The sequence below is a fragment of the Nocardioides sp. L-11A genome (assembly GCA_029961745.1).
Classification (GTDB): Bacteria; Actinomycetota; Actinomycetes; order Propionibacteriales; family Nocardioidaceae; genus Nocardioides.
This window is the reverse complement of record CP124680.1, coordinates 3,663,091-3,688,786: the sequence shown is the minus strand read 5'-3', so window position 1 is coordinate 3,688,786 and position 25,696 is coordinate 3,663,091. Positions and strand designations below refer to the sequence as shown.

Sequence of the window (25,696 nt, the reverse complement as noted above, 5' to 3'; positions counted from 1 at the left end):
GACCTGAGGAAGGCGCGGAGGAGGTGGGATTCACTGGCGCCGGCTCCCCTCGTCCCAGAAGACCAGCCTGCGCTGGGCGTAGGACACCAGGCCGAAGAGCAGCACCCCCAGCAGGCTGAGGTAGAAGATCAGCCCGAAGACCCGGTCGATGGCCAGCTGGCTCGACGAGATGCGGATCTGCTCGCCGAAGCCGCTGCCGCCGCCGATGAACTCGGCCGCGATGACGCCGGTCACCGACGACACGACGGCGATCTTCAGCCCGGCGAACACGAAGGGAAGTGAGCGCGGCACGTGGAGCATCAGGACCCGCCGCCACGCCGGGGTGCGGAGTGAGGAGAACAACCGCCGTTCGGCCTCCGACACGGCGGCAAGGCCCGCCGCGGTGCCGACGACGACGGGGAAGAAGGAGAGGAAAGCGGCCATCGCGACCTTCGACGTCATGCCGAAGCCGAACCAGGCGACGAACATGGGCACGAAGGCAATCTTCGGAGTCGCCTCGACCAGGACGAACAGCGGCATGACGGCTCGCCTGCCGATGTCGGTGAGCCCCACGAGGGCGCCCAGGAGGACGCCGGCAGTGCTGGCGAGGGCGAACCCGAGCAGGATCTCCTGCACGGTGATGCTGAGCGCCTCGAGGAAGAAGCCGCCCTCGGCCAGGCTCCGGCCGACCTCGACGATCGACTCGCCGACGGCCCGAGGCGACGGGAACACGATCGGGGAGATGTCGCCGAAGCGCACGACGAGGTCCCAGACCACCAGCGGCAGTGCGACGACGAGCAGCATCGCGATCGGCGTCGGGACGCGTCGCCGCCGGCGACCTGCGCGTCCGTCGCAGTCGCGGGTCGCGCGCCGGCCGCGCGTCGCGGAGGGGGGACAGGTCTGCTCAGCCACGGCGGGCACCTCCCATCAGGGCCTCGCGGACCTGGGTCACCGCCCGGCCGAACGCCGGCTCGACGAGTGTCTCGCGCGTGCGCACGCGGCCGAGTGGAATATCGATCACCCGCGCCACGCAGCCAGGCCGGGCTGACATCACCACGACCTGGTCGGCCAGCAGGACGGCCTCCGGGATGGAGTGGGTCACCATGATGACGGTGGCGTCGGTGGCCCGGCTGATCCGGTGCAGCTCGATGTCCATCGCCTCCCGCGACATCTCGTCGAGGGCACCGAACGGCTCGTCGAGCAGGAGTGCCCGGGGCTCGGTGATGAGCATGCGGCAGATCGCCGTGCGCTGGGCCATGCCCCCGGAGATCTCGTGCGGGTAGCTGGTCTCGAACTCACCGAGCCCCACGGACGTGAGCAGCTCGCGGGCCCGGTCGCGGTGGGCCCGGGCGGCCCGGCGGCCCTGCTGCGCCTGGATCGGCACGAGGACGTTCTCGAGCACGGTGCGCCAGGGCAGGAGCGTCGGCTGCTGGAACATGAACCCCACCTCGTCGGGAGGACCGGCCACCGGCCGGCCGTAGACGTCGACCGCGCCCGAGGTCGGCTCGGCCAGCCCGGAGAGGATGTTGAGCAGGGTCGACTTCCCGCAGCCACTGGGACCGATGAGGGCGGCGAAGGATCCGGCGGGGACGCGGAGATCCACGTCCTGGAGGGCTGTCACGCCGGTCCGCGGGAACTCCTTGCAGACCCCGCGGACATCGAAGGCGGCGACCGAGGGAGGCGCTCCCGCGGCCGAGAGGGTCGTGCTGCTCACCGGTTGATCGCCTCCAGGAGATCGGTGCGGAAGACCCCGTCAGGAGTGACGGTGCCGGGTGCCAGGCCGAGCTGCCTCTCGGTCTCGGCGAGGAAGGTGGTGATGCCGGATTCGCGCCAGGAACCCCAGGCGTCGTCGTCGATGGGGGTCATCGACTCGGCGGCCGCCGCGAGGAGCGCCTCGGCGTAGGCGCGGTCCTCCACCTCCTGGGGGCTCGTCTCGCGGCAGGCGTCGAGGACGGCGTCGACGTCATCGCTCGCGTACGCGGCCGCCTGCCGGAACGCGCGGCCCACCGCCTCGGCGGTGTCCCGGTTCTCGTCCAGCCAGGAGTTCTTGGCGGCGAGTCCGTTGCCGAACCCGCTGTCGCTCGGCGGCGGCGACAGGTCGACCGTGTCGACGCCGGCGGCGCGGATCGTGGCGGCCGCGCCGTTGGAGGCGGCGTAGGCGTCGATGTCGCTGCGTTCGAAGCCGGCGACGGCCGAGCCGCCGTCACCGACGACCTTGACCTCGTAGTCCTTGCCTGCGGTCATGCCCGCCCCCGCCATCGTGGCGTGGAGGTAGGCAGTCTCGCCGCCGTCGGATGCCTCGACGCCGATCACCTTGCCGCGGAGGTCGTCGAGATCGCCGGCCCCGGAGTCGAGGGCGATGATCCGGAAGGAGCCCCGTGCATAGACGTTCGCGAACAGGGAGACGTCCGCGCCGTTGGCCTGCGCGGCGACGACGGGCTGGGGAGCGGGCAGGCCGATGTCGCCCTTGCCGGAGACGAGGGCCTGGAGGACGCCCGGCGAGCCCTGCACGACCTGCACGGTGAGGTCGATGCCCACGTCCTCGAAGATCCCCTCGGCGATCCCGGTACGCAGCGGGTAGAGGTTCAGGCAGCTCGGGCCCGGGACCACGAGGGTCACCGGGGTCGCGTCGCTCTCCGCGCCACCACCGCCGCAGGCGGCGAGGGGAAGGGTGAGGGCAACGGCGGCGACGCAGCGGGTCAGTGTCTTCATGAGGGGGTCCCTTCGAGGGTGTCGGAACTGCTGGGGAGAGATGGCGTGGAGCGTCCGCCGGGCTCCGGGGAGGCGCCGGACGACGGGATCGTGGTGTCGAGGGCGGCGAGGCGGCGCAGGCCCGGGACGTCGATGCGCATGCCGTCCTCGGCGACGATCACCGGCCCGGCGAAGTCGGCCGTCGCGGCCAGCCCGAACTCGGCTGCCTCGACCGAGCCGTCGGCCGGGTACAAATGGTGCAGCACCAGCGCCCCGGCGCCGGCGGCCGAGGCGACCTCGCCGACCCCGGGTGTCGTCGATCCGTCGCGATGGCGGTAGCGACGCGAGGGCGTGTGCGCGGTCAGGAACTGCCGGGCCATGGTCTCCGCCAGGGGGGTGTCCGTGAAGGCTCCCACGGACTCGTCGACCGCGTTGACCTCGTGCACGAGGACGTCGCTGCCCTGGGCGAGCCGCACGAGGTTGCGGCTGACGGTGGTGTCGCCGCTGAAGCTCACGGCGCCGTGCGCGGTGTCGAAGCGGAACCCGTACGCCGGGAAGACGGGTGGGTGGTCGACCAGGGTCGCCGAGACCCGCACGTTCTCGTCCTCGTAGATCGTCTGCGGCGCCATCGGCGGGGCGTAGTCGGCCACGCTCGCCCCGGCCGGCACCGGGAGCTCGTGCACGTCGTACATCGGCGGGTGAAGCGCACCGGTGAAGTCCAGCGGTACGTCGTTGCGCCGGCGGGTCGAGCGCAGCCGCTGGTTGATGTCATAGGCGTTCGCGGCGACCTGGTTCCGGAGGAACTCGACGATGCCCGGGGTGGGGCACTCGGGGACGACGACGGACTCGTCCGTGCCGGGAAGGCCGGGATGGCGGGCGTCCTCGGGCCCGGACGCGCCGGCCGCGGCGGGCCCGTGGATGGCGATCCGCTGGCGATCGACGTCCCACCACGGCCAGTTCGAGGACAGGAAGTGGAAGAGGTCCGAGACATGGTCGGAGTGGAGATGGGTCAGGAAGATCGCGCGGACGCGGCGGAAGTCGAGACCGGCCCGCCAGAACTGCGTGGTCAGCCCCATGCCTGCGTCGATGATGTAGATGTCGCCGTCGACGACGAGGGCGCTCGACGTCTGCAGCCGCGCGGTCGCCATCGGTCCGGCGGCGGTGCCGAACAGCACCAGCTCGAGCTGCTCAGACAGCACGGCGTCCTGCTCGTCGGGCGAAGAGGTGAAGCACGGGGACTCGCGCAGATACGGCATTCGGGTGGGCTCCTGAGACGGGGGATGTGGTGCGCCCCACATTCTTCGGAGACCGCGCGGGCCCGGTCCAATGCCGGGATCGGGTCAGGTCATCCAGGATCCGGAGGACCGTGCTCGGCGCCCGCGGCCGCGGTGGCCCGCAGTGCCGACCGCACCGCCGCGGCGGCGGGAGTGGGGCCGGGCTCGGTGCGATAGGCCAGGCCGACCTGCTGGGTCAGACCGAGCAGGTCGCGGCCCAGCGGCTCGACATCCGGCATCAGCTCGGCGACGGAACGCGCCACCACGCCCAGGGCGCCGCAGGCGACCACGAGGTCCCGTACCAGCGAGGGCTGGTTGCACTCGAGCAGGTTCTCGGGGAGCTCGACCCCCCTGCGCCGGAAGGCGTCGTCGATGTCGTGACGCAACGCCGTCTGCGGCAGCGGCAGCACCCAGGGGGCGTCGCGCAGCTGCGCGAGATCGGGAGCCTCGTGGCGGAGCGCCGGGTCTCCGGCGGCCGCCACGACGACGATCGGCTCGCGGTGGAGCACCTCGGTGGTCAGTCCCGCCGACCTGCCGAGGTACGACTCGATGCGACCGATGGCGAGGTCGACCTCGCCCGACTGGAGGGCGGGGATCAGGATGTCCGGCGTCGCATCGCGGAGCCGGATCTGCATGCGGGGTGCGACCGCCTTGACCCGCGCGATCGCGGCGGGCAGCAGGTCGCTCGAGCCGACGGCGTAGGCGCCGACGGTCACGAGGCCAGCACTGCCGTCGACGTACGACGCCATCCGCTTGTCGGTCGTCGCCAGAGTGGCGACGATCGCCGCGGCGTGGCGCAGGAACTCCTCGCCGGCAGGCGTCGGAGCGGTCCCCGTGGCCGTCCGGTCGAAAAGCTGGGTGCCGAAGACCGCCTCGAGATCGTGCACGAGTCGGGTCAGCGACGGCTGACTGACGTGGAGCACCTGCGCGGCCCTTCCGAGCGAGCCCGTCTCGGCCACGGCCAAGGCGATCACGAAGTGCCGCAGCTTCAACCGGCCGTCGATGAGCTTCGCGTACGCCATGGCCGCACCATAGGTGGTCGGCCCGGCACACGCACCCACGCTCTATGGTGAAATCATGTCGATCTTTGGAAAAGTGTCATACGCCGGAGCGGGGCGTCCCCGCTTCCCGCGGACGCTGTACGGCGAGGGGAGCGAGCCCGACCCACGGTTCACGATGGCCAACGAGCGCACCTTCCTGGCCTGGATCCGCACCGCGCTGGCCCTTCTCGCGGCCGGGGTGACGCTCGCGGTCGTCGACCTGGGCCTGCAGGAGGAGCTGCGGATCGGCGCGGCGACGGTGTTCCTGGTGGGGGGCGTGGCCGTCCCCGGACAGGCATGGTGTGGCTGGCTGCGGACCGAGCGCGCGCTGCGCCGCGACCTGCCGTTGCACCCGACGCGGATGATGCTCTCGACCGTCGTCGCGGTGACGGTGGGCGGCGCACTCGCCGGTCTCGCAGCGCTCGTGGGTTGACGAGATGCCGGTCGAATCCCCCTCGGGTGCGAGGGATCCGGGACTTCAGGCCGAGCGGACGCTGCTGAGCTGGCGGCGTACCTCGCTCGCGATCGGGGTTGCCTCGTTGGTCGGCTGGCGGCTCGGATCCAGCGCGCGGAGCGAGATCGTCGCTGGCCTCGGGCTGGCGGCCCTGGCCACAGCCGTCGTGGTCGCCGTGATGGCGGAGGCGCGCCATGCCACCCGGTGCGCGCCTCCGGAGGAGATGCGCCGCGTGCCTTCGGGGCGGCTGCTCCTGGTCGTCGCCTTCGCGGTGCAGGTCCTCGGCGTCGGCGGAGTGCTGATCCTGGTGTCCGGGAGGCGCTGACCCCCGATCTCGCCGGGTGACTGTTCGGCTGGTGCGGGGCTGACGGCCGGCGCCGGTTCCTCGATGCGGCACGCTTGCGGGCATGTCCCGCCCGCAGCGCCCGGCCCCTGTACGCACCGCCCTGGTCTTCGGCGGCTCCCAGGGGATCGGCCTCGCGGTGGCCGAGCGGCTGGTCGCCGGTGGTGCGCGGGTCGTCGTCCTGTCGCGCTCGGAGAACAAGCTCGCGGCGGCCCTCGCCCGCCTCGGACCCGGTGCGAGCGCCCGGCCGGTGGACGTGACCGATCCGGTCGCCGTCACGGCCGCGGTCGATGCGGCGGTCGCAGAGGTCGGCATGCCCGACCTCGTGGTGACGACCGCCGGCTACGCGCGGCCGGGCTATCTCGACGAGCTGCCCCCCGACGACATCACCGGCATGGTCGCCACCAACCTGCTCGGCACCGTCCACGTCTGCCGCGCCGTCCTCCCGCACCTGCGGGCCGCCGGCGGCGGGACGATCGTGACCACGTCCTCGATGGCTGGACTGGCGGGGGTGTTCGGCTACACCGTCTACAGCGCCACCAAGTTCGGGGTGATCGGCTTCTCCGAGGCGCTGCGTCGCGAGGTGCGGCCCTACGGCATCACGGTCCGGGTGCTCTGCCCGCCCAACACGCTGACGCCCGGCTTCGCCGAGGAGAACCGCCACAAGCCGGCCGAGGTGCTGGCCGCCGAGGAGAGCGTCGCGACGCTCACGCCGCAGGCCGTCGCCGACGCGCTGCTGCGGGCGCTGCGCCGGCGGCGGGGATTCCTCGTCGTGCCTGGCCGGGACAGCCGCCTCGCCGCGGTCGCGATCCGGCATCTGCCCGTCGTCGTCGACCGGGCGCTGCGCCGGCCCGGACCCAGCACATGAACGGTGGCTGCGCAGGGTCGATTGGCGAGATTTCCCCAATATTTGGGGTGTTTCGGCCCCTGCGGTAAAGAAAACCGGATTGTCGTGACGCGGGGTCGGGGGAGGCGTTTCCTAGTCACAGCGCTCGGGGGCTGCTCCTCACTTTCCATCACCCCTCTCTCCTTCCGGAGGCTTTGGCATGCGCCGATTCACTGATCGCCTCACCGAGGCGCGCCGCGACGACCGCGGCTTCACGCTCATTGAACTGCTGATCGTCATCATCATCCTCGGCGTCCTCGCCGCCATCGTCGTGTTCTCCGTGCGGGGCATCACGAACAACAGCGAGACGACTGCTTGCAAGACCGAGATCCGTACCGTTGAGACGGCCGTCGAAGCGGCCTATGCCGAGACCGGTTCGTATCCGGCCGATGTCGACGCCCTCGTCGCTGGCGGATTCCTCCGTGCGGCGCCCGAGGGACCGCCCAACGGCCCGTCGTCGATCAGTGGAGCCACGGCGATCACCGCGACGGGTGCGCTGGACCCGGCGCCCGCTGGTTGCTGATCGACCTCGGACCTTCTCGCTGGGGTGGGCCGTTGCTCGGGCGACGGTCCTCCTCAGCCGACCATCGGAATCCAGTTGAGGAGCACCCGTGTTCCACCACCCGCACCGCATCGGTGACCGCGTCGACCGGCTCCTGGGCGCCCTCTGGGACGCCGGGGGGACCGACCTGATGCTGACCGCGGGCCTACCGCCGATGATCCGGGTCGACGGCACCCTGGCCCCGGTCCCCGACCGACCGGCGCTGACCGACGACGACACCGAGACGCTGCTGGCCGAGGTGCTGACGCCCGAGCAGCGCGAGGCATGGGAGTCGCGCCACGAGTACGACTTCTCCTTCTCCTGGCGCGAGCACGCCCGGATCCGCGGCAACGCGTTCACCCAGCGGGGACTGACGGCCGTCGCACTGCGGATGATCCCGCGCACCGTGCCGACCCCCGACGACCTCGGGCTGCCACCGGTGCTGCGTGAGCTCGCGATGCGGCACCAGGGACTCGTCCTGATGACCGGGCCCACCGGGTCCGGCAAGTCGACCACGCTGGCCTCGCTCGTCGACCTGATCAACGGCAACCGGGGCTGCCACATCATCACCGTCGAGGACCCGATCGAGTACGTGCACGACCACAAACTGGCCGCGGTCAACCAGCGCGAGGTCGGCACGGACACGGCGAGCTTCTCCGACGCGCTCCGTTCGGTACTCCGCGAGGACCCGGACGTGCTCCTGGTCGGCGAGATGCGCGACCTCGAGTCGATCCAGTTCGCCCTCACCGTCGCCGAGACCGGACACCTGGTCTTCGCGACCCTGCACACCAACGACACCGCCCAGTCCCTCGGCAGGATGATCGACGTCTTCCCGGCCGAGCAGCAGGCCCAGATCCGGGTCCAGCTCGCCGCCGCGCTGTCGTGCGTCGTCTACCAGCGGTTGGTCCCCCGCGTGGGTGGCGGGATGGTCGCGGCGTACGAGGTGCTGGTCGCGACGCCGGCCGTGCGCAACCTGATCAAGGAGGGCAAGACCCACCAGTTGCGCAACTCCCTGGTCACCGGCGCGCAGGACGGCATGATCACGCTCGAACGGTCGCTGTCGCACCTGATCCAGGAGGGCATCGTGCTGGAGGAGGAGGCTGTCGCGCGCAGCCTCTATCCCAAGGACATCGAGACCCGGCCGCGGTACGCCGCCGGCGCGGTCCGGTGACGGAGGGACGCGATGAGACTGAAGGGCAGGCACACCCGGGCAGAGACGCCCGTCGCTGTCCCGCGCACCGACGCCGACGACGAGCGGCTCGGCCGGATCCTGGTGGCGGCCGGCCGCGTGCAGCCGTACCAGCTGGACGCGGTCCGCGGTGACGACGGTGGCGGTGACGACGGTGGTGGCGACGGTGGTGGCGGCGGCGACCTGGGGCAGCGGCTGGTGGCTGCCGGCGCCATCACCGACGAGACGCTGGCCCGGACCCTCGCCGAGCATCACGGCGTCGCGCTGGCCGACTTCCGTGACCTGACGCCCACCGGCGAAGCACTCGCCCTGCTGGCCCGGGACCAGGCGGTACTGCTCGATGCGCTGCCGATCTCGCTGGACGACGAAGGGGTCGTGGTCGCGGTGCTGGACCCTGCCCCGGAGCGGGTGGCGGCGCTGGTCGCCGTGCTCGGCCGGCCGGTCCGGCCGCTGGTCGCGACGCGTCGCGACCTCGACCGCGGACTGGCCCGGTCCTATCGGGCCACCCAGGACGTCGGCGGACAGATCCAGGCGTTCGAGGCGCGCGACGTGCTGCGCCGGGAGGCGGCGGGGCTCGACGACGTCAGCGTCAACGAGGAGGCGCCCGTCGTCCGGGTGGTGCAGTCGGTCATCACCCAGGCTCTGCGGGACCGGGCCTCCGACATCCACGTCGAGCCGACGGGGGAGCGGGTCCGGGTGCGCTACCGCATCGACGGCGCGCTCACCGAGGTGCTGGACCTGCCGGCGTCGATCGGGCCCGCGATCGTCAGCCGCGTCAAGATCCTCGGCGGCATGAACATCGTCGAGCGGCGGCGCCCCCAGGACGGCCAGATCTCCCTGGAGATCGACGGGCGCGAGGTCGACATCCGGGTCTCGACCACGGCCGTCGTCGGCGGGGAGAAGGTCGTGATGCGGGTCCTCGACAAGAGCCGCCCGCTCTTCGCCCTGGAGCAGCTGGGCATGCCCGCCGACACCGCCGCCCGCTACACCCGGTTGATCCACTCGCCGTTCGGCATGGTCATCTGCGCCGGACCCACGGGCGGTGGCAAGACCACCACGCTCTACGCGTCTCTGGGCGAGCTGAACAGCCCCGAGAAGAACCTGATGACGATCGAGGACCCGGTCGAGTACACCTTCGACTCGATCAACCAGATCCAGATCAACGAGCAGGCCGGGATTACCTTCGCCGGCGGGCTGAAGTCCATCCTCCGTCAGGACCCCGACGTGATCCTCGTCGGCGAGATCCGGGACGTGGACACCGCCCGGATCGCCGTCCAGTCGGCGCTGACCGGGCACTTCGTGCTGTCGTCGCTCCACGCCACGGAGGCCGTCTCCGCGCTCTACCGCCTGCTCGACATGGGCATCGAGGCATTCCTCATCGCGTCGTCGGTGACCGCCGTCATCGCCCAGCGACTGGTCCGGCGCAGCTGCACGTCCTGCCTCGCGTCGTACCGCCCCGCACCGGACGAGCTGGCCTTCGTCCAGCAGTTCGGCGGCGAGGAGCCGCCCGGCGGCTGGCAGCACGGCACCGGCTGCCACTTCTGCGCGCACACCGGCTACCTGGAGCGGATCGGCGTCTACGAGATGCTGGTGGTGACCGACGAGGTACGCGAGCTGATCGTCGACCGAGCGCCGCACGACCAGATGCGGAAGCTCGCCCGGAGCCAGGGGATGCGCACCCTGCAGGAGCAGGCGGTCCGCCTGGTCGGCGACGGTACGACGACCGCCGCCGAGGTCATGCGCTCGATCTACGTCGCGGGGGTCTGAGATGCCGAAGTACGCCTTCGCCGGAGTCGACCTGGAGGGCCGGCGGGTCAGGGGCACGCAGAAGGCCGCCAGTCGCGGGGACGCGGAGATCGCGCTCTTCCAGCGCGATCTTCGCGACCTGCGGGTCACCGAGAAGCGAAGCATCCTCCAGTACGAGATCTCCGGGCCGCGGATCAAGAAGGAGGAGGTCATGCATCTCTCCCGGCAGATCGCGGCCTTCCTCCGTGCCGGTCTGCCGATCCTCGACGCGGTCCACTCGATCGGTGCCGAGAGCGAGAACTCCTCGGTGCGCCGGATGATGCACGACATCGAGGACGGGCTGCGGACCGGCGAGCGGTTCTCCGACACGCTGGAGCGCTACCCCAAGGTGTTCCCCGAGTTCTACCGCGGCATTGTCCGGTCCGCCGAGCTGACCGGCGAGCTCGACATCGTGTTGTCGCGCCTCGCGATCTACCTGGAGCGTGATCTCGAGGCGCGTCGGAAGATCAAGTCGGCGATGATGTACCCGATGGCCGTCGCGGCCATGTCGGTGGTCACCGTCCTGGTGCTGGCGATCTATGTGCTCCCGAAGTTCGAGGACTTCTTCGCCGAGCTCGACGCCGATCTCCCGCTGCCCACGCGGATGCTGCTGTCCTTCACCGACTTCCTCGGCCACTGGTGGTGGGCGATCGTCGCCGGCCTCGTCGCCTGGGCGCTGCTGTTCCTGCTGTCGCAGCGGTTCGAGCGCGGCAGATACGTCTGGCACGCCTTCCTGCTCCGGGTCCCGGTGCTCGGCGAGACGATCCAGTACGCGCTCGTCGAGCGCTTCTGCCGGGTGATGGCCTCGATGGTGGCCGCCGGGGTCAACCTGCCCGAGGCGATCCGGGTCGCCACCGAATCGCTGCGCAACCGGGTCTTCGTCAAGCGGCTCAACGGCGTCACGGAGCAGATGCTGGAGGGGCAGGGGCTCGCCGGCCCGCTGGCCCGGACCCGCCTGTTCCCCGGTACGGCGACCGCCATGCTCCGCGTCGGTGAGGAGACCGGCTCGATGGACACCCAGCTCGAGGTGACGGCGGAGTACTACGAGGACGAGCTCGACTACAAGATCAACAAGCTCACGGCGCTCTTCGAGCCCATCGTCATCATCGTGATGGGCGGTATCGTCGGGTTCGTCGCCGTGGCGCTGGTGTCCGCGATGTACGGCATCTTCCAGCAGGTCGAGATCTGATGGACCTGCCCGGCCGGCCTTCGCGCGAGCGCTCCGACGCGGGAGCGACGCTCATCGAGGTGCTGGTCGCGCTGTCCATCCTGAGCATCGCCGCGGTCGCGATCCTGGCCGGGGTCGAGATGAGCATCAAGACGTCCGACATGCATCGCAAGCAGAGCACGGGCGGCGCGTACGTGCGCAACTACGCCGAGGCCGTCCAGTCCTATGTGGCCGACGACAACTACGTGCCCTGCGCCGACGCCGGTGCGTACGCCGCGGCCGTGATCGGCTTCGACGTACCGTCCGGCTACACGGCCACCCAGGAGGCGTCGGTGCCGTTGCGAGGCGACGGCTCCGCGAACGGCTGCCCGGGCGGAGACACCGGGGTGCAGCGGGTGACGCTGCAGGTGCGCAGCGACGACGGTCGCTCCACCGAGGAGCTCACCATCGTCCTGCGCGAGCCCTGCGCGCCGGGGGACACGTCGTGCTGAGGCGCGCGCGGGGGGACGCCGGCTTCACCCTGGTCGAGGTCATGGTGACCGTCGCCATCATGGGCGTCATCGTCACCGGGCTCACCGGGGTGGTGATCAGCTATCTGCGGACGACCACGGACACCCGGTCCCGGATGACCGAGTCCCTGGACCTGCAGTTCGTGACGGCGTACTGGCAGCGGGACGTGTCCAGCATCGGGGTCCGCAGCAAGGACTACGACGACGCCGAGGACGTCCACTCGTACCCGACGAAGCAGTCGGTCGGCCTGGAGAGATGCGCGGGCGCCGGCGAGCCGGTCGTGACCCTGGCCTGGAGCGAGTACTCCTCGACGGTCTCGGAGAAGGAGCCCGACCTGGTGAAGGTCACCTACGCGGTCCGCGACAACGGCGGTGGCCACAAGGACCTGGTGCGGATCCGCTGCGGCCCGGCGCCGTCGACCACGGTCGTGGCGACGAACCTCACCGTCGTACCGGACGTCGACTGCACGGGCGGCGGGGTCACCGACTGCGCTGACGACAGCGGCCGGGTGCCGACGCGGATCACGATGACGCTGACGATCAGCGACTCCGAGGGACACGGCCGGACCACGATCAGCGAGACCATCGCCGGCGAGCGGAGGCAGACATGAGACGACGGTTCCTCAGGCGTCTCGGGCTGGCGCGCGACGCCGGTGACCGCGGCGCGATCCTCGTGATCGCGCTGATCGTCATCACCGTGGTCGCGGTGGTCACCGGGCTGGTCCTCACCCGCGGCGACGGCAGCCTGCGCGCCACGGTGGCGCTGCGCACCGTGGCCGGCTCGACGTACGCCGCCGACGCCGCTGCCCAGGTCGTCCTCAACGGCCTCCGCACCGGCTATTGGGACACCTCCGACGACGACGCGTCGGTCGTGCCCCCGGCCGACTGGCGGTTCAACAACGAGCTGAGCGACGGCTGCTTCGGCTACGACAGCGCCGACGTGGTGAGCGAGGACGACGCCCTGCTGCTGCCCGACCTCTACCCGCCGCCCAAGGCGACGGGTGAGGCCTGGACGTCGGCGTTCGTGACCTGCGAGCCCGAGGACGCCACCGGCGCGCAGGGGACCGCGCGGCACGTGACCAATGCGAACAGCCCCGGCGACGCCATCATCATGCTCGGCAACGATGCCGGCGAGACCGGCCTGTACAACTTCAACAAGGTCCTCTCGGTCCGCGGCGGGATCCGCGTGAACTCGACGATCGATGCGAAGGGGACGATCAGGGTCAACGATGCGAACGTCTGGGCACGGGGGCAGTCCTGCACCAACATCACGCTGAGCTCGAGCACGACCGCGAACTACACCAAGAACTGCGGCACCGGCACCGGGCCGTCGGATCCGAACTATCCGTCGGACCTCACGTCGATCCCGCCGTGGCGTCCCGTCCCTGCCTGCCCGGCGGGCGGCGCCTACGTCGAGTTCCAGCCCGGCTACTACGACGACGTGAAAGCGCTGAGCGACCTCACGACGAGCTGCAACAAGATCCTGTGGTTCCGGACCGGGACGTACTACTTCGACTTCCACAACCGGTCGAGCAACGGCGACCCGCTCTACGAGAGCGCGGTCGTCCCGCCGTCCGACGCCGGCACGAACGTCTGGGCCATCGGGAACCGGAAGGTGATCGGGGGCGAGCTGGCCGGCGGTGGCACCCCGACGGCGGCCACGCCGATCCCCGGCGCCTGCGAGAACCCGATCGACAACGCCACCTCGCACGGTGTGCAGTTCGTCTTCGGCGGTGACAGCTCGATCTACTTCGACAGCGACACCAAGGCCGAGCTGTGCGCCACCTATCGCACCGATCGCGCCCCGATCGTCGTCTACGGGTTGAAGAACGACAACGGCCAGGGCGCCAACCCGTCGCTCAGCACCCTCGCGGGAGCGAGCGGCGCGCTGGTGCCGACGGCCGTGCCGACCGTCGCCGGGACGGGGAGCGATCCCGCGACCTTCGCGCCACTGACCGCGGAGGTGCTGCGGGACCAGGGCAACGGCGTGGCGACCTGGACCCGTCAGGGCGCCGGCGACAACGGAAACGAGACCCGCACCATCACCGTCGGCGGCTTCGCGCCTCCGGCCGAGATCCCCCGAGGCGCGGTGCTCAAGGCCGCGCGGCTCCTCGTGCGCCACAAGGCGGCGTCCGGAGCGAACGGCTTCCCGGCGTCCACCGTGACGATCACTCCCACCGCGCCCGGCAGCACCGCGCTCCCTGCCGTCACGCTGAGCAAGCCGACCTCGCTGACCTCGCAGACGATCGACCTCGAGACCGACCAGACCGCGGTCTACGACGCGCTGGCCAGATCGGTCCACGACCGGGGCTACACGGGTGCGACCGTCGCCTTCACCGCGACGGCCAACCGCAACCAGTCGGTCCAGCTCGACCACCTCCGGCTGGAGCTCGAGTACTACGTGCCGAAGCTGCGCGGGCCGGCCACGATCCCGACCAACTGCGTGACGACGATCGGCAGCGGCTGCTACCTCATCAACACCCACAAGAAGTCGGAGGTCTACCTCCAGGGGACGACCTACGTCCCGCTCGGGCGGATCTACCTCGAGGTCGCCAACACGGACTTCCAGGTCTTCCGGTGGGGCGTCATCGCCCGCTCGCTCTACGCCAACCTCAACGGCGCCTACAAAGAGACGGGGGCGTTGATCGAGCTGCCCGACAACACGCCCGGGATGGGGATCAACGGGACCCTCGTCCAGCTGAAGGTCTACGTGTGCCGGGTCAGCGCGACGTGCTCCGACGACCCCGACCGGCTCGCTCTCAAGGTCCGCGCCCAGATCTGGGACAAGGACGGCGACCCGGCCACCAGTGCCGATCGCGAGGTCACCATCCTGAGCTGGAGCCACCAGCGCTGAGCGAGCACGCCTTCCTCGACCTCGCCGTCCCGGCGATCGCCGGCCTCCTCGGGACGGCGATCGGCTCGTTCCTCAACGTCGTGGCGCACCGGGTCCCGGCGGGAGGATCCGTCGTGCGGCCGCCGTCGGCGTGCCCGGCCTGTGGACACCCGATCCGCGCCCGGCACAACGTCCCGGTCCTGGGCTGGGTGATGGTGCGCGGGCGGTGCTTCGACTGCGGTGCTCCGATCAGTGCCCGCTACCCACTGGTCGAGGCGGGCACCGGGCTGGCGTTCGCGCTGGTGGTCGTGCGCCTCGGCGCCGACCCGGACGGCCTGCGGCTGCTCCCCGCCTATCTCACCTTCGCGGCCGTGGCGATCGCGCTCGCCCTCATCGACCTCGACGTGCACCGGCTGCCGGACGCGATCGTGCTGCCGTCGTACCCCGTGCTCGCCGTGCTGCTGGCGCTCGGCGGCGATGGCCCCGCGCTGCTGCGGGCCGCGACGGGCGCGGTGGTGCTCGGTCTGTTCTTCCTCGTCGTCTGGTACGTCGCGCCGGGCGGGATGGGGTTCGGCGACGTGAAGCTGTCCGGGCTGGTGGGCGCGATGACGGCGTACCTGACCTGGGGCACCTTCCTGGTCGGCGCCTTCCTCGGCTTCGTGCTGGGTGCCGTGGCCGGGGTGCTGCTGATGGCGGCCGGTCGCGCCGGGCGGCGGACGGCTCTGCCGTTCGGGCCGTTCCTCGTGCTGGGAGCCTGGAGCGCGATCCTCGGGGCCGGCGACCTCGGCGACCTCTACCTGGCGTCGCTCGGCTTCTGACCGCGGTCCGCCGGTCTGACCACAGGCCGGAGATTCGGCCGCACCGATGTGTCGGCCCTCCGTGGTCGCATGGAGGCATCAGATCAGGCACTCCCGGGAGTGCTCATATGTCGGTCGCCACGCTCGCGCCACCGCACTCGATCGTGGGGTGCGCTGCCGAGGTCCGGAGCGTGCCGCCGCGGGCCGCCGCGGGCGTCATCGCCGGCGACGGCGAAGAAGCGATCTCCGCTACCGATGCCCGCCGGCTCGCCTGCCAGGCCACCATCATCCCCGCCGTGCTCGGCACCACCAGCGAGGTCCTCGACCTCGGCCGCCGCACCCGACTCTTCACCCGCGCCCAACGCCGCGCCCTCCGCCTGCGCGACCGACACTGCCGCGCCGAAGGCTGCACCATCCCCGCCACCTGGACCGAGGCCCACCACCACACCCCCTGGTCCCACGGCGGCAGCACCGACCTCGCCGACGCGATCAGCCTGTGCAACCACCATCACCACCGCATCCACGACCGCGCCTTCACCCACGACCGCCTCCCCAACGGCGACATCCGCTTCCACCGACGCACCTAGACCGACGGGTGTGCGCCGGGCGAGGTCAGGGCTGCTCGAGGAACCAACGATGACCGAACGGGTCGCGGAACGAGGCGACCCGCCCGGCCGGGGGTGCGTCCTCGGGGCCGCGGTCGAGGGAGGTCCCCGCGGCGACGATCCGCGTGCAGAGCCCGTCGACGTCGGGCACCGTGAGATGCAGCGTGACCGGGAGGCCGCGGTCGCCGCGAGGCGCCTCGGCATGCAGCTCCGGGAACTCGTCCGACATCATCCACCGGGCGCCGCCGACGGCGAGCTCGACATGACCCAGCCGGCCGTCGGGCATCTCGATCGGGGCGTCCACGATCGCGGCGCCGAGGACGTCGACGTACCAGGCGATCGCCGCCCGGCCGTCACGGACGTGGAGGTACGGCGTCAGCTCACTGGCCATGTCTCATGGTGCACCCTCAGGGCCGGCGGTCGTCGTGGTGGACGATCCGGTCGCGGCGCCAGGGCGGCGCGACGACGAGCGAGAGGACGATCGCCAGCGCGCCGGCGATGATCAGGATGGTGCCCAACAGGTCGTCGTTGACGTAGTCGATGTCGACGGTGATCACGTCCAGGGCGAGGATCAGGCCCAGGACGAGCAGGATGATGCCGAGTCCGATGTACATGCACCTGTAGTGCCCGGTGCCGGCGCGGTGATACGCCTCGACCGAAGGCCGAGCGCCGTCCTCAGCGCTGGGTGAAGCAGACCAGGCAGGTGCGTGGCGCGTGGTCGAGATTGCGCTGATGCAGTCGTGAGGCGCGGCGCAGGACGTCGTCGAGCGCCCGCTCGGACGCGGCGATCTCGAGCAGTGCGTGCTCCAGGTCGGGGGACGGGCGCGGGCCGGCCGCCACTGCGGGGGCGGGCTCGACCGGGCTGGCTGCGACGGCGCTCATGGGTTCCTCCGGGACTCGGGGCCGGACCGTTCTCCTCCCGAGGATCGGGTCCCGCGACGTGTCGGGCAACGGGTCCGTGGCAGGTCAGGCCCTTCGGTCAGACCGCCCCCGCCCGAACGGACCATCCGGCCGGGACCAGGGGCCCGCCGCTACTGGAGGGCCGCGGTCAGCCGGGCCACGTTGTCGACGTACTTCGCGCCGGGGGACCGTTCGCCCCAGGCCGCCAGGGTCAGCTCCTTCGACAGGGCTCGGTAGGTGTCCTCGACGCGGCGCATCTTCGCGACCACGGCGGGGTCCGGCATCATCAGCGACACCTCGTAGTTGAGGGCGAACGAGCGCATGTCCATATTGCTGGAGCCGACCACCGCGACCTGGTCGTCGATCGTGAAGTGCTTGGAGTGCAGGATGTACGGCGCCGGGTACTGGTAGATCCGCACGCCGGCCTCGAGCAGCGCCTTGTAGTACGACGCCTGCGCGTGCCCGACGAGGAACTGGTCGGACACCTCGCTGACGAACAGCTCGACGTCGACGCCGCGCTCGGCGGCGGTCGTGACGGCGTAGAGCAGCGACTCGTCGGGGACGAAGTACGGCGAGGTCAGCGAGATCCGCTCGGTCGCGGCGTACAGCAGGGTGGTGAACATCCGCAGGTTGTTCTCGGCCACGATGCCCGGTCCGCTCGGCACCACCTGGCACGGGACGTCGAAGACCTCCTCGGGCCGGCGGTCCGGTTGGCCGTGGACGGCGACCAGGTCGACGACCTGGCCCGTCTCGACGTACCAGTCGGAGGCGAAGACGGCGTTGAGCGCGCCGACGACCGGGCCCTCCAGGCGCACCATCAGCTCGACCCACTCGCGGCCCAGCCGGTGGTTGGCGGGCTTGTTGTAGCCGGGCTCGGTGAGGTTGAGCGAGCCGGTGAAGCCGACGCTGCCGTCGATCACCAGGATCTTGCGGTGGTTGCGCAGGTCGGGGCGGCGGAACCGGCCTCGCAGCGGCTTGATCGGCAGCATCGGGTGCCAGGCGATCCGGGTGCCGCGCAGGCGCCTGACCATCGCACGGTAGCCGGGGATCCGGCGTGAGCCGATGTGGTCGAAGAGCAGGCGCACGTCGACGCCGCGCTCCGTGGCGCGGATCATCGCCTGGAAGACCGGGTCGGTCACGTCGTCCCACGCGGTGATGTAGAACTCGACATGGACATGGCTGCGGGCCCGGTCGATCTCACGGGCCATCTCGGTCATCAGGCCGCGGTAGTCCGGCCAGAGCTCCACCTCGTTGCCGCCGGTGAGCGGCAGGGCGCCGAGGTGCCGGTTGAGCGCGGCCACTCCCGCCATCGCCGGGGGGAGGCGGCTCGCGTCGAAGGACAGCGGCAGTGCCTCGCTGCGCTCGCGGATCGCGGCGATCGCCGTGCGCTGGCGGGTGATCCGCCGGTTGCCGAGCTTGATCCGGCCGAACAGCAGGAAGATCGCGAACCCGATGATCGGCTCGATCAGGATCAGCAGCAGCCACGCCATTCCGGTCGACGGCTTGCGGTTGCCGGGGATGATGCCCAGCGCGGCGAGCCGCAGTGCCATGTCGAGTCCGAAGACGATCCAGCCGAGTGTCGACGTCGGAACGAGCCAATTCATGGGTGAACCCTATGGAATCCTGAGCTCATGACGCCCCCAGAGCCCGGTTTGTTCAGCCGTGTCGCCGGCGTGGTCACCGGCAAGGTGGTGGATGCGATGCCGGTCGAGGAGATCCTCGAGCACGTCGACATCGACGCGGTGCTCGACCAGGTGGACGTCAACCACCTGCTGGAGCGCGTCGACGTGAACCGATTGCTGGACCGGGTCGACGTCGACCGGCTCCTCGCGCGCGCCGACGTCGAGGCGCTCGTCCAGCGCGCCGGGATCTCCGACATCGTCGCCGAGACGACGGGCGACCTCGCCGGCCGCACCCTCGATGTCGCGCGCAGCCAGGTGGTCGGCCTGGACCGGGTCGTCAGCGGTTTCGTCGACCGCCTGCTGCGCCGGCACGGCCCCGCGCCTCTCGGTCCCGTCCTCCTGGTGGGCGAGCGGGGCGAGGGATGAGCCGCGCGACGGTCACCGGTCGGTACGCCGGGCCGGTGAGTCGGGCCGCGGCCGTGGCGATCGACGTCGGCGTGGTGCTGGCGTCGTACTCGATCGGGGTGGGGATCCTCGGCTTCCTCCTCCAGGCGCTTCTCGACGTCTCGATCGAGGAGGGCACCGGCGCCGTCGCGACCGTCGCACTGCTGACGTGGGCGGCGGTGTACGTGGTCGGCAGCACGGCCGTGAGCGGGCGGACCGTGGGCAAGGCGATCGTCGGTCTCAAGATCGTGTCCCGCGCGGGGCGGCCGGTGGGTCCGGTCGCCTGCCTGGTGCGGACCCTGCTCTTCCCGCTGAGCACGTCCTTCTTCGGCATCGGCGCCCTGCTGATCGTGCTGCGCCGCGACCACCGCGCACTGCACGATCTGCTCGCCCGGACCGCCGTGGTCTACGACTGGGGCGACCGCCCGGCACAGCTGCCGGGCCCGCTGGCGGCGTACCTGCGGGCGCACGACGCTGCCTGACCCGAGGCAGATCGGCGCCGGGCACGTAGGTTGAGTCCATGAGCGGGCGGAGCGAGGCGGCGCAGTCCCGCCGCGAGGGCGATGGCCGGGGGCGTTTCGAGCGGTTCGTCGAGGTCGTCCATCGGCTGGTGAGCGCGGCTCCGTTCTTCTACGTGATCGTCGGGGTGCTCGTCGTCTGGGTGGCGAGCCTGCCGTTGTGGTCGAGCGCGACGAAGTGGGAGCTCGCCCTGCACACGGGCTCGTCGGTGCTGTCGCTGCTCCTGTTGGTGCTGCTCCAGAACGCCGGCCGGCGCTCGGAGGAGGCCTCGCACGAGAAGCTGAACGTGATCGCCGAGGCGCTCTCTGACCTGATGGCCTCCCGCGCCCGGGACGACGAGGACCTGGAGGAGTCGGTGCGCAAGCTTCGTCAGGCCGTGGGTCTGGAAGGACGCCATTGACGCGGTGCCGTCCTGCGCGCTTCAGCCCAGTGAGCGACCGATGCCCCGAGCCGCGACCTGGAGGCCGGCGACGAGCCGGGCCCGGTCCCGCTTGAGCGACGGGACGACGACGCCGAGCGCGGCGACGACGTGGCCGCCGGCCGGCACGGGCACGGCGACCGAGCAGGCGCCGAGGGTCATCTCCTCGACGGTGGTGGCGTAGCCGTCGCGGCGCACCCGGTCGAGCTGATCGAGCAGCCGGGCCGGCTGGGTGATCGTGTACGGCGTGACCCGGGTCAGGCGGGCCAGCGCGTCGGTCGCGATGTCGTCGGGGGCGTGGGCGAGCAGCACCTTGCCGACGCCGGTGGCGTGCAGGGGGAGCCGGGAGCCGACGGTGCTGACGACGGGCACGGACGCGCGACCCGAGAGGCGCTCGAGGTAGAGCACCTCGGTGCCCTCGCGGACGGCGAGGTGGACGGTCGCGCGGGTGGTGGCGTGCAGGTCGTTCATGAAGGGCGCGGCGATCTCGCGCAGCCCCGTCTCGACGGGAGCGAGCAGGCCGACCTGCCACAGCCGGCGCGCGACGACGTAGGCGCCGTCGGCGCGCCGCACGAGGGCACCCCCGGCGACCAGCTCGCCGACCAGCCGGTGCGCGGTGGGGAGCGGCAGGCCGGCGCGGCGGGCCAGCTCGGAGAGGGTGAGGCGGCGGTGGGCGTCGTCGAAGGCGAAGAGCAGGGCCAGGCTGCGCGACACGACGGTCGCGCCGGGGACGGAGGTGTTGCCGGCCATGCCGCTCCTTTCGCTCAGTGGAAGCACGCTATCGCGTGGGGCCGACCCGCGCACCTAGCGTGGGAACGTGTCCACGACCACCGACGCCCGCAGCGCCGCCGCCCCGCCGGCCCCCGACTCGCAGGAGGGGATCACCGCCGAGATCACCGAGGCGCACGCCGCCACCGCACCGGGCGCCGCGCAGCCGCGGATCGACTTCCCGCCGTACCGCAGCTCGGCGCTGCGCCACCCCACCAAGGACCCGCGCCATGCCGACCCCGAGGGGATCGAGCTGGTCGCGCCGGTCTTCGGGCACTCCGACGTCGACCCCGTCGAGGCCGACCTCACCATCCAGCACGGCGGCGAGCCGATCGGTGAGCGGATGCTGCTCACCGGCCGGGTCCTCGACGGCGACGGCCGGCCGGTGCGGTACCAGCTGGTCGAGATCTGGCAGGCGAACGCGGGCGGTCGCTACATCCACAAGCGCGACCAGCACCCGGCGGCGATCGACCCGAACTTCACCGGCGTCGGGCGCTGCCTGACCGACGGCGACGGCACCTACCGGTTCACCACGATCAAGCCGGGGCCCTACCCGTGGCGCAACCACCTCAACGCCTGGCGGCCCGCGCACATCCACTTCTCGCTGTTCGGCACCGAGTTCACCCAGCGGCTGATCACCCAGATGTACTTCCCGGGCGACCCGCTCTTCGCGCTCGACCCGATCTACCAGTCGATCACCGACCAGGCCGCGCGCGACCGGCTCGTCGCGACCTACGACCACGACCTCACCACCCACGAGTGGGCGACCGGCTACCGCTGGGACATCGTGCTGACCGGCACCCACGCGACGCCCCTGGAGCGTGACGAGCAGTGACCACCCCGAGCGAGACCCTCGCACCCACGCCCGGGCAGACGATCGGCCCGTTCTTCCACGACGCGCTGCCCTACGCCGGCGACAGCCTCCTCGTCCCCGCCGGCTCGGTGGGAGCAGTCCGCCTCCACGGCACCGTGTACGACGGCAGCGGGGCACCCGTGCCCGACGCGCTCCTGGAGATCCGGCAGGCCGACCCCACCGGCCGGGCGCCGCGGGTCGAGGGCTCGCTGCACCGCGACGGCCGGTTCACCGGCTGGGGCCGGGCGGCGACCGATGCGTCGGGACGCTACGCGTTCACCACCGTCGTACCCGGTGGCGGCGGGGGAGCCGCGTTCTTCTCGGTCGTCGTCTTCGCGCGTGGCCTGCTCGACCGACTGTTCACCCGCGCCTACCTGCCCGGCGAGTCCGACACCTTCCTCGCGGGCCTCCCCGCGGCCGACGCCGCGACGCTGCGGGCCGAGCGCGAGGCCGACGGCAGCCTCCGCTTCGACGTCCACCTGCAGGGCGAGCGGGAGACGGTCTTCCTGCGCTACCGGCGGCACGAGAGATGAGCGGCCTGCTGCGTCCCGGCGCGCACCGGGCGGCGGGGGTCGCCGACGACGCGGCGGTCCTGGCGGCACTGCTCCGGGTGGAGTCGGCCTGGGCGCGCGCGCTCGTCGCCGCGGGCATCGCGACCGAGGCGGAGGCGGCGCAGGTCGCCGCGGCGGCCGCGGGGGTCGACGTCGACCTACCGGCGCTCGCCGTCGCGTCCGAGGCGGCGGGCAATCCCGTCGTACCGCTGGTCGCGCTGCTCCGTGACGCCGCCGGCGACGCGGGCGGAGCCGTGCACCGCGGCCTCACCAGCCAGGACGTCCTCGACACCGCGCTCGTCCTGCTCGCCCGCGACGCCGTCGCCCGGGTCCGTGCCGACCTGGTCGTCGCCGGGGACGCCCTCGCGGTTCTCGCCCGCACCCATCGCGACGACGTCGCCGTCGCGCGAACCCTCACCCAGTGGGCCGTCCCGACCACCTTCGGCCTGCGGGCCGCGCAGTGGCTGGCGGGCGTGGGCGACGCCGTCGCCCGGCTCGACGGGCTGACCTTCCCGGTCCAGTACGGCGGCGCCGCCGGCACCCGCGCGCTGCTCGCCGATCTCGCCGGGCCGGACGCCGGCCACTCCGACCGGGCCGCGCCCGCCCTCGCCGACGCGCTCGGCCTGACCGCCACCGACCTGCCGTGGCACACCCGCCGGGCCGCGCTGACCGGCATCGGCGACGCGCTCACGACCGCGACCGACGCGCTGGGGGTGATCGCTGCCGACGTACTGCTGCTCGGCCGGCCCGAGGTCGCCGAGGTCCGCGAGGGCGCGGTCGCGGGGCGGGGCGGGTCCTCGACCATGCCGCACAAGCAGAACCCGGTGCTCTCGGTGCTCGTCGGTGCGGCCGCGCGGCAGGCTCCCGCGCTCGCCGGCCAGCTGCACCTGGCCGCGGCGGGTGCCGTCGACGAACGCCCGGACGGGGCGTGGCACGCCGAATGGCCCGCCCTGGCGCGGCTCTTGGAGCTCGCCGTCACCACGGCGAGCCAGGCGGCCGAGCTGGTCGCGGGCCTCCAGGTCGACCCCGTCGCGATGGCGTCCCGGGTCGACGCGGCCACGGCGAGCGGCGCCCTCGACACCCGCGGCGCGACCGGAGAGGCCGGCCGTCTCGTCGACCTCGCGACCACCTGCTGGGAGGAGACCCGTGGTTGACCTGACGTTCACCCGGATCGCCGGCGGTGAGCGGGGACCGGGCCCGGACCGGGTCCTCGTCGTCGGCCCGTCGCTCGGCACGGGCGTCGCCGACCTCTGGACCCGTTGCGCCGCGCTGCTCCCGCCGACCTGGCTGGTCGTCGGCTGGGACCTCCCCGGCCACGGTGCCGGTGCCCCCGCGACGACGCCGCTCACGATCGAGGAGCTGGCGGGCGCCGTGCGCGACCGCGCGGCCGGGATCACCGCCGGGTGTCCGGTGTCCTATGCCGGGGTCTCGCTCGGCGGGGCGGTCGGCTTCGCGATCGCGGTCGAGCCCGGACCGTTCGACGCGGTGGTCGCGCTGGCGTCCGCACCGAGGATCGGTACGCCGGCGGACTGGCGCGAGCGCGCGGCGTACGTCCGCAGGGCCGGCACCGCCGCCATGGTCGAGGGCTCGGCGGCCCGTTGGTTCGCGCCCGGCTTTCTCGACCGCGACCCGGCGACCGGCAGCGGCCTGCTGCTCGCGCTGCAGTCGGTCGACGACGAGTCGTATGCCCTGGCGTGCGAGGCGCTGGCGGGCCACGACCTGCGGGACCGGGTCGCGTCCGCATCGGTGCCCCTGCTGGTGGCCGGGGGCGAGCACGACGTCGTCGTGACCGCCGACCAGGTCGAGGTCGCGCTCGCCGGCGTCGCCCACCTGCCGCCCGCCGAGGACCCCGCCGCGACCGCCGACCTGATCGTCACCTTCCTGGAGGCCGACCGATGACCTACGACGACCCCTTCGACGCCGGCATGACGGTGCGCCGTGAGGTGCTCGGCGACGCGCACGTCGACCGGGCCGAGGCCGCGACGACCCCGTTCACGCGGGACTTCCAGGAGCTGATCACCCGCTACGCGTGGGGGAGCGTCTGGACGCGGCCCGGCCTGGACCGGCGCTCGCGCTCGGTCGCGGTACTGACGGCGACGATCGCGCTCGGGCACTGGGAGGAGTTCGCGATGCACGTGCGCGCCGCGCGCACCAACGGGCTGAGCGACGACGAGATCGTCGAGGTGATCCTGCAGGCCGCCATCTACTGCGGCGTCCCCGCCGCCAACCACGCCTTCGCCGTCGCGAAGGGCGTCCTCGAGGAGCTGGACCGGTGAGCCCCACGACCAGCACCACCGATGTCGCCATCGTCGGTGCCGGCCCCGCCGGACTCATGCTCGCGCACCTGCTGCAGCGCGCCGGCATCGACTCGGTCGCGATCGACCTCCGTGGCCGGGAGGAGATCGAGAACACCCACCGGGCAGGGATCCTGGAGCAGGACAGCGTCCGGCTGCTGGTCGACGCCGGCGTCTCCGAGCGGGTGCTGCGCGACGGCTACCGCCATGCCGGCATCGACCTCGCCTTCGGTGGCGGTGGGCACCGGATCGACTTCGAGGCCCTGGTGGGCGCCTCGGTGCAGCTCTACCCGCAGACCGACGTCTTCATCGATCTCGCCGATGCCCGCGAGCGCGACGGCGGCGACGTGCGCTTCGGCGTGAGCGAGGTGTCGGTCGCCGACATCGCCGGCGACCGGCCGCTGATGAGGTTCACCGACACGCACGGCGTACGCCACGAGGTCGCGGCCCGGATCCTGGTCGGCTCCGACGGCTCGCGCAGCATCTGCCGCCACGAGTTCCCGGAGTCGCTGCGCCGCCAGTTCTTCCGCGAGTACCCCTTCGCGTGGTTCGGCATCCTCTGCGAGGCGCCGCCCAGCAGCGAGGAGCTGATCTACAGCCACTCCGAGCACGGCTTCGCGCTGATCAGCCAGCGCACCGAGACCCTGCAGCGGATGTACTTCCAGTGCGACCCCGCCGAGGACGTCGCCCGCTGGCCCGACGACCGGATCTGGGAGGAGCTGCAGGCCCGGGTCGGCGCCAACGGCTACGCCCTGAAGGAGGGGCCGATCACCTCGAAGGTGGTGCTGCCGTTCCGCAGCTTCGTGCAGGAGCCGATGCGCCACGGCAACCTCGTCCTCGCCGGCGACGCCGCCCATACCGTGCCGCCGACCGGTGCCAAGGGCCTCAACCTGGCCCTGGCCGACGTCCGGGTGCTCGCCGAGGAGCTCGAGCGTCACCTCCGTGGCGACGACGCGGCGCTGGACCGGTATGCCGAGCGGGCGCTGCGGCGGGTCTGGAAGGCCCAGCACTTCTCCTACTGGATGACCACGATGCTGCACCGGCTGCCCGAGGCGAGCGACTTCGACGTACGCCGCCAGGTGGGGGAGCTGACCTCGCTGGTCACCTCGACGGCCGGGTCGACGTACCTCGCGGAGGGCTACACCGGCTGGCCCTCCTGAGGCTGCTCCCCGTCCGCCCGGTCCGGGCGTCGTACCCGGCAATCAGGTCATGGATCCGGCGGATCGAGAACCC

31 protein-coding genes are annotated in these 25,696 nt (G+C 72.0%); 21 read left to right on the top strand and 10 right to left on the bottom strand.

The features are described from left to right. Window positions 1-30: 30 nt before the first annotated feature. The 5 genes from QJ852_17775 to QJ852_17755 all read right to left on the bottom strand — a co-directional run bounded on the left by QJ852_17775 (window position 31) and on the right by QJ852_17755 (window position 4,966). The gene (locus QJ852_17775; GenBank protein WGX95002.1) at window positions 31-891 is read right to left on the bottom strand and encodes an ABC transporter permease; all 861 of its coding nucleotides are present in this window, start codon (window positions 889-891) and stop codon (window positions 31-33) included. After that, window positions 884-1,693: an ABC transporter ATP-binding protein gene (locus tag QJ852_17770; GenBank protein WGX95001.1), complete on the bottom strand. Its 810-nt coding sequence runs from the start codon at window positions 1,691-1,693 to the stop codon at window positions 884-886. The genes QJ852_17775 and QJ852_17770 overlap by 8 nt, the downstream gene beginning before the upstream one ends. Then, window positions 1,690-2,691: an ABC transporter substrate-binding protein gene (locus QJ852_17765; protein ID WGX95000.1), complete on the bottom strand. Its 1,002-nt coding sequence runs from the start codon at window positions 2,689-2,691 to the stop codon at window positions 1,690-1,692. Before QJ852_17765 ends, QJ852_17770 begins: the two co-directional genes overlap by 4 nt. Beyond that, entirely contained in the window at window positions 2,688-3,869 is a 1,182-nt protein-coding gene (locus tag QJ852_17760) for an MBL fold metallo-hydrolase (GenBank protein ID WGX94999.1), read from the bottom strand. The genes QJ852_17765 and QJ852_17760 overlap by 4 nt, the downstream gene beginning before the upstream one ends. A gap of 146 nt (window positions 3,870-4,015) precedes the next feature. After that, window positions 4,016-4,966 (bottom strand): LysR substrate-binding domain-containing protein, encoded by a 951-nt coding sequence (locus QJ852_17755; GenBank protein ID WGX94998.1) that lies wholly within the window; start codon window positions 4,964-4,966, stop codon window positions 4,016-4,018. A gap of 73 nt (window positions 4,967-5,039) precedes the next feature. Between QJ852_17755 and QJ852_17750 the strand changes: the two genes are divergently transcribed. The 12 genes from QJ852_17750 (at window position 5,040) to QJ852_17695 (ending at window position 16,076) form a co-directional block, all read left to right on the top strand. Next, a complete protein-coding gene (locus tag QJ852_17750) occupies window positions 5,040-5,417 on the top strand; it encodes a DUF202 domain-containing protein (protein WGX94997.1) in 378 nt (125 codons plus the stop codon). 4 nt (window positions 5,418-5,421) lie between these two features. After that, on the top strand, window positions 5,422-5,763 hold the full coding sequence (locus tag QJ852_17745) for a DUF202 domain-containing protein (protein ID WGX94996.1): 342 nt from the start codon (window positions 5,422-5,424) through the stop codon (window positions 5,761-5,763). 82 nt (window positions 5,764-5,845) lie between these two features. Beyond that, on the top strand, window positions 5,846-6,649 hold the full coding sequence (locus QJ852_17740) for an SDR family NAD(P)-dependent oxidoreductase (GenBank protein ID WGX94995.1): 804 nt from the start codon (window positions 5,846-5,848) through the stop codon (window positions 6,647-6,649). A 178-nt stretch (window positions 6,650-6,827) separates the two neighbouring features. Further along, window positions 6,828-7,190: a prepilin-type N-terminal cleavage/methylation domain-containing protein gene (locus tag QJ852_17735; GenBank protein ID WGX94994.1), complete on the top strand. Its 363-nt coding sequence runs from the start codon at window positions 6,828-6,830 to the stop codon at window positions 7,188-7,190. Window positions 7,191-7,278: 88 nt separating this feature from the next. Then, entirely contained in the window at window positions 7,279-8,379 is a 1,101-nt protein-coding gene (locus tag QJ852_17730) for a type IV pilus twitching motility protein PilT (protein WGX94993.1), read from the top strand. Between the two features lie 12 nt (window positions 8,380-8,391). Next, window positions 8,392-10,164, top strand: a complete 1,773-nt coding sequence (locus QJ852_17725; GenBank protein ID WGX94992.1) for an ATPase, T2SS/T4P/T4SS family — start codon at window positions 8,392-8,394, stop codon at window positions 10,162-10,164. A gap of 1 nt (window position 10,165) precedes the next feature. Continuing rightward, window positions 10,166-11,371 carry a type II secretion system F family protein gene (locus QJ852_17720; protein WGX94991.1) on the top strand — a complete coding sequence of 402 codons (1,206 nt, stop codon included), beginning with the start codon at window positions 10,166-10,168 and terminating at the stop codon, window positions 11,369-11,371. Next, window positions 11,371-11,841: a prepilin-type N-terminal cleavage/methylation domain-containing protein gene (locus QJ852_17715; GenBank protein ID WGX94990.1), complete on the top strand. Its 471-nt coding sequence runs from the start codon at window positions 11,371-11,373 to the stop codon at window positions 11,839-11,841. Before QJ852_17720 ends, QJ852_17715 begins: the two co-directional genes overlap by 1 nt. Further along, window positions 11,835-12,470, top strand: a complete 636-nt coding sequence (locus QJ852_17710) for a prepilin-type N-terminal cleavage/methylation domain-containing protein (GenBank protein WGX94989.1) — start codon at window positions 11,835-11,837, stop codon at window positions 12,468-12,470. The genes QJ852_17715 and QJ852_17710 overlap by 7 nt, the downstream gene beginning before the upstream one ends. After that, window positions 12,467-14,713, top strand: coding sequence for a hypothetical protein (locus QJ852_17705; protein WGX94988.1), 2,247 nt, complete (start codon window positions 12,467-12,469; stop codon window positions 14,711-14,713). Before QJ852_17710 ends, QJ852_17705 begins: the two co-directional genes overlap by 4 nt. Further along, a complete protein-coding gene (locus tag QJ852_17700; protein ID WGX99476.1) occupies window positions 14,638-15,510 on the top strand; it encodes a prepilin peptidase in 873 nt (290 codons plus the stop codon). The genes QJ852_17705 and QJ852_17700 overlap by 76 nt, the downstream gene beginning before the upstream one ends. Before the next feature lie 107 nt (window positions 15,511-15,617). Beyond that, window positions 15,618-16,076 carry an HNH endonuclease signature motif containing protein gene (locus QJ852_17695; protein WGX94987.1) on the top strand — a complete coding sequence of 153 codons (459 nt, stop codon included), beginning with the start codon at window positions 15,618-15,620 and terminating at the stop codon, window positions 16,074-16,076. Between the two features lie 25 nt (window positions 16,077-16,101). Here the strand turns inward: QJ852_17695 and QJ852_17690 are convergent, their stop codons facing one another. From QJ852_17690 to cls, 4 genes are all read right to left on the bottom strand, one after another. Beyond that, complete coding sequence (locus QJ852_17690; protein ID WGX94986.1) at window positions 16,102-16,485, bottom strand: VOC family protein; 384 nt, start codon at window positions 16,483-16,485, stop codon at window positions 16,102-16,104. Between the two features lie 16 nt (window positions 16,486-16,501). After that, entirely contained in the window at window positions 16,502-16,708 is a 207-nt protein-coding gene (locus QJ852_17685; GenBank protein WGX94985.1) for a DUF6458 family protein, read from the bottom strand. A gap of 61 nt (window positions 16,709-16,769) precedes the next feature. Then, complete coding sequence (locus QJ852_17680) at window positions 16,770-16,976, bottom strand: hypothetical protein (GenBank protein ID WGX94984.1); 207 nt, start codon at window positions 16,974-16,976, stop codon at window positions 16,770-16,772. 149 nt (window positions 16,977-17,125) lie between these two features. Then, window positions 17,126-18,598 carry a cardiolipin synthase gene (gene cls, locus QJ852_17675; protein ID WGX94983.1) on the bottom strand — a complete coding sequence of 491 codons (1,473 nt, stop codon included), beginning with the start codon at window positions 18,596-18,598 and terminating at the stop codon, window positions 17,126-17,128. Window positions 18,599-18,625: 27 nt separating this feature from the next. Here cls and QJ852_17670 point away from each other — a divergent pair, with 27 nt between their 5' ends. The 3 genes from QJ852_17670 to QJ852_17660 are packed head-to-tail and all read left to right on the top strand — an operon-like array spanning window position 18,626 to window position 19,979. Then, window positions 18,626-19,042: a hypothetical protein gene (locus tag QJ852_17670; GenBank protein WGX94982.1), complete on the top strand. Its 417-nt coding sequence runs from the start codon at window positions 18,626-18,628 to the stop codon at window positions 19,040-19,042. Continuing rightward, complete coding sequence (locus tag QJ852_17665) at window positions 19,039-19,542, top strand: RDD family protein (GenBank protein ID WGX94981.1); 504 nt, start codon at window positions 19,039-19,041, stop codon at window positions 19,540-19,542. Before QJ852_17670 ends, QJ852_17665 begins: the two co-directional genes overlap by 4 nt. A gap of 38 nt (window positions 19,543-19,580) precedes the next feature. After that, complete coding sequence (locus tag QJ852_17660) at window positions 19,581-19,979, top strand: low affinity iron permease family protein (protein ID WGX94980.1); 399 nt, start codon at window positions 19,581-19,583, stop codon at window positions 19,977-19,979. 21 nt (window positions 19,980-20,000) lie between these two features. Here QJ852_17660 and QJ852_17655 read toward each other — a convergent pair whose 3' ends face one another. After that, window positions 20,001-20,747 carry an IclR family transcriptional regulator gene (locus QJ852_17655; protein WGX94979.1) on the bottom strand — a complete coding sequence of 249 codons (747 nt, stop codon included), beginning with the start codon at window positions 20,745-20,747 and terminating at the stop codon, window positions 20,001-20,003. A 67-nt stretch (window positions 20,748-20,814) separates the two neighbouring features. On the opposite strand from QJ852_17655, the gene pcaH reads away from it, so the two are divergent. The 6 genes from pcaH to QJ852_17625 are packed head-to-tail and all read left to right on the top strand — an operon-like array spanning window position 20,815 to window position 25,623. Then, window positions 20,815-21,600: a protocatechuate 3,4-dioxygenase subunit beta gene (pcaH, locus tag QJ852_17650; protein ID WGX94978.1), complete on the top strand. Its 786-nt coding sequence runs from the start codon at window positions 20,815-20,817 to the stop codon at window positions 21,598-21,600. Beyond that, on the top strand, window positions 21,597-22,151 hold the full coding sequence (pcaG, locus tag QJ852_17645) for a protocatechuate 3,4-dioxygenase subunit alpha (protein ID WGX94977.1): 555 nt from the start codon (window positions 21,597-21,599) through the stop codon (window positions 22,149-22,151). The genes pcaH and pcaG overlap by 4 nt, the downstream gene beginning before the upstream one ends. Further along, window positions 22,148-23,323: a lyase family protein gene (locus QJ852_17640; protein WGX94976.1), complete on the top strand. Its 1,176-nt coding sequence runs from the start codon at window positions 22,148-22,150 to the stop codon at window positions 23,321-23,323. Before pcaG ends, QJ852_17640 begins: the two co-directional genes overlap by 4 nt. Then, window positions 23,316-24,068, top strand: a complete 753-nt coding sequence (locus tag QJ852_17635) for an alpha/beta hydrolase (GenBank protein ID WGX94975.1) — start codon at window positions 23,316-23,318, stop codon at window positions 24,066-24,068. The genes QJ852_17640 and QJ852_17635 overlap by 8 nt, the downstream gene beginning before the upstream one ends. After that, window positions 24,065-24,445: a 4-carboxymuconolactone decarboxylase gene (pcaC, locus tag QJ852_17630; protein WGX94974.1), complete on the top strand. Its 381-nt coding sequence runs from the start codon at window positions 24,065-24,067 to the stop codon at window positions 24,443-24,445. Before QJ852_17635 ends, pcaC begins: the two co-directional genes overlap by 4 nt. Beyond that, window positions 24,442-25,623: a 4-hydroxybenzoate 3-monooxygenase gene (locus QJ852_17625; GenBank protein ID WGX94973.1), complete on the top strand. Its 1,182-nt coding sequence runs from the start codon at window positions 24,442-24,444 to the stop codon at window positions 25,621-25,623. Before pcaC ends, QJ852_17625 begins: the two co-directional genes overlap by 4 nt. Window positions 25,624-25,696: the final 73 nt, after the last annotated feature.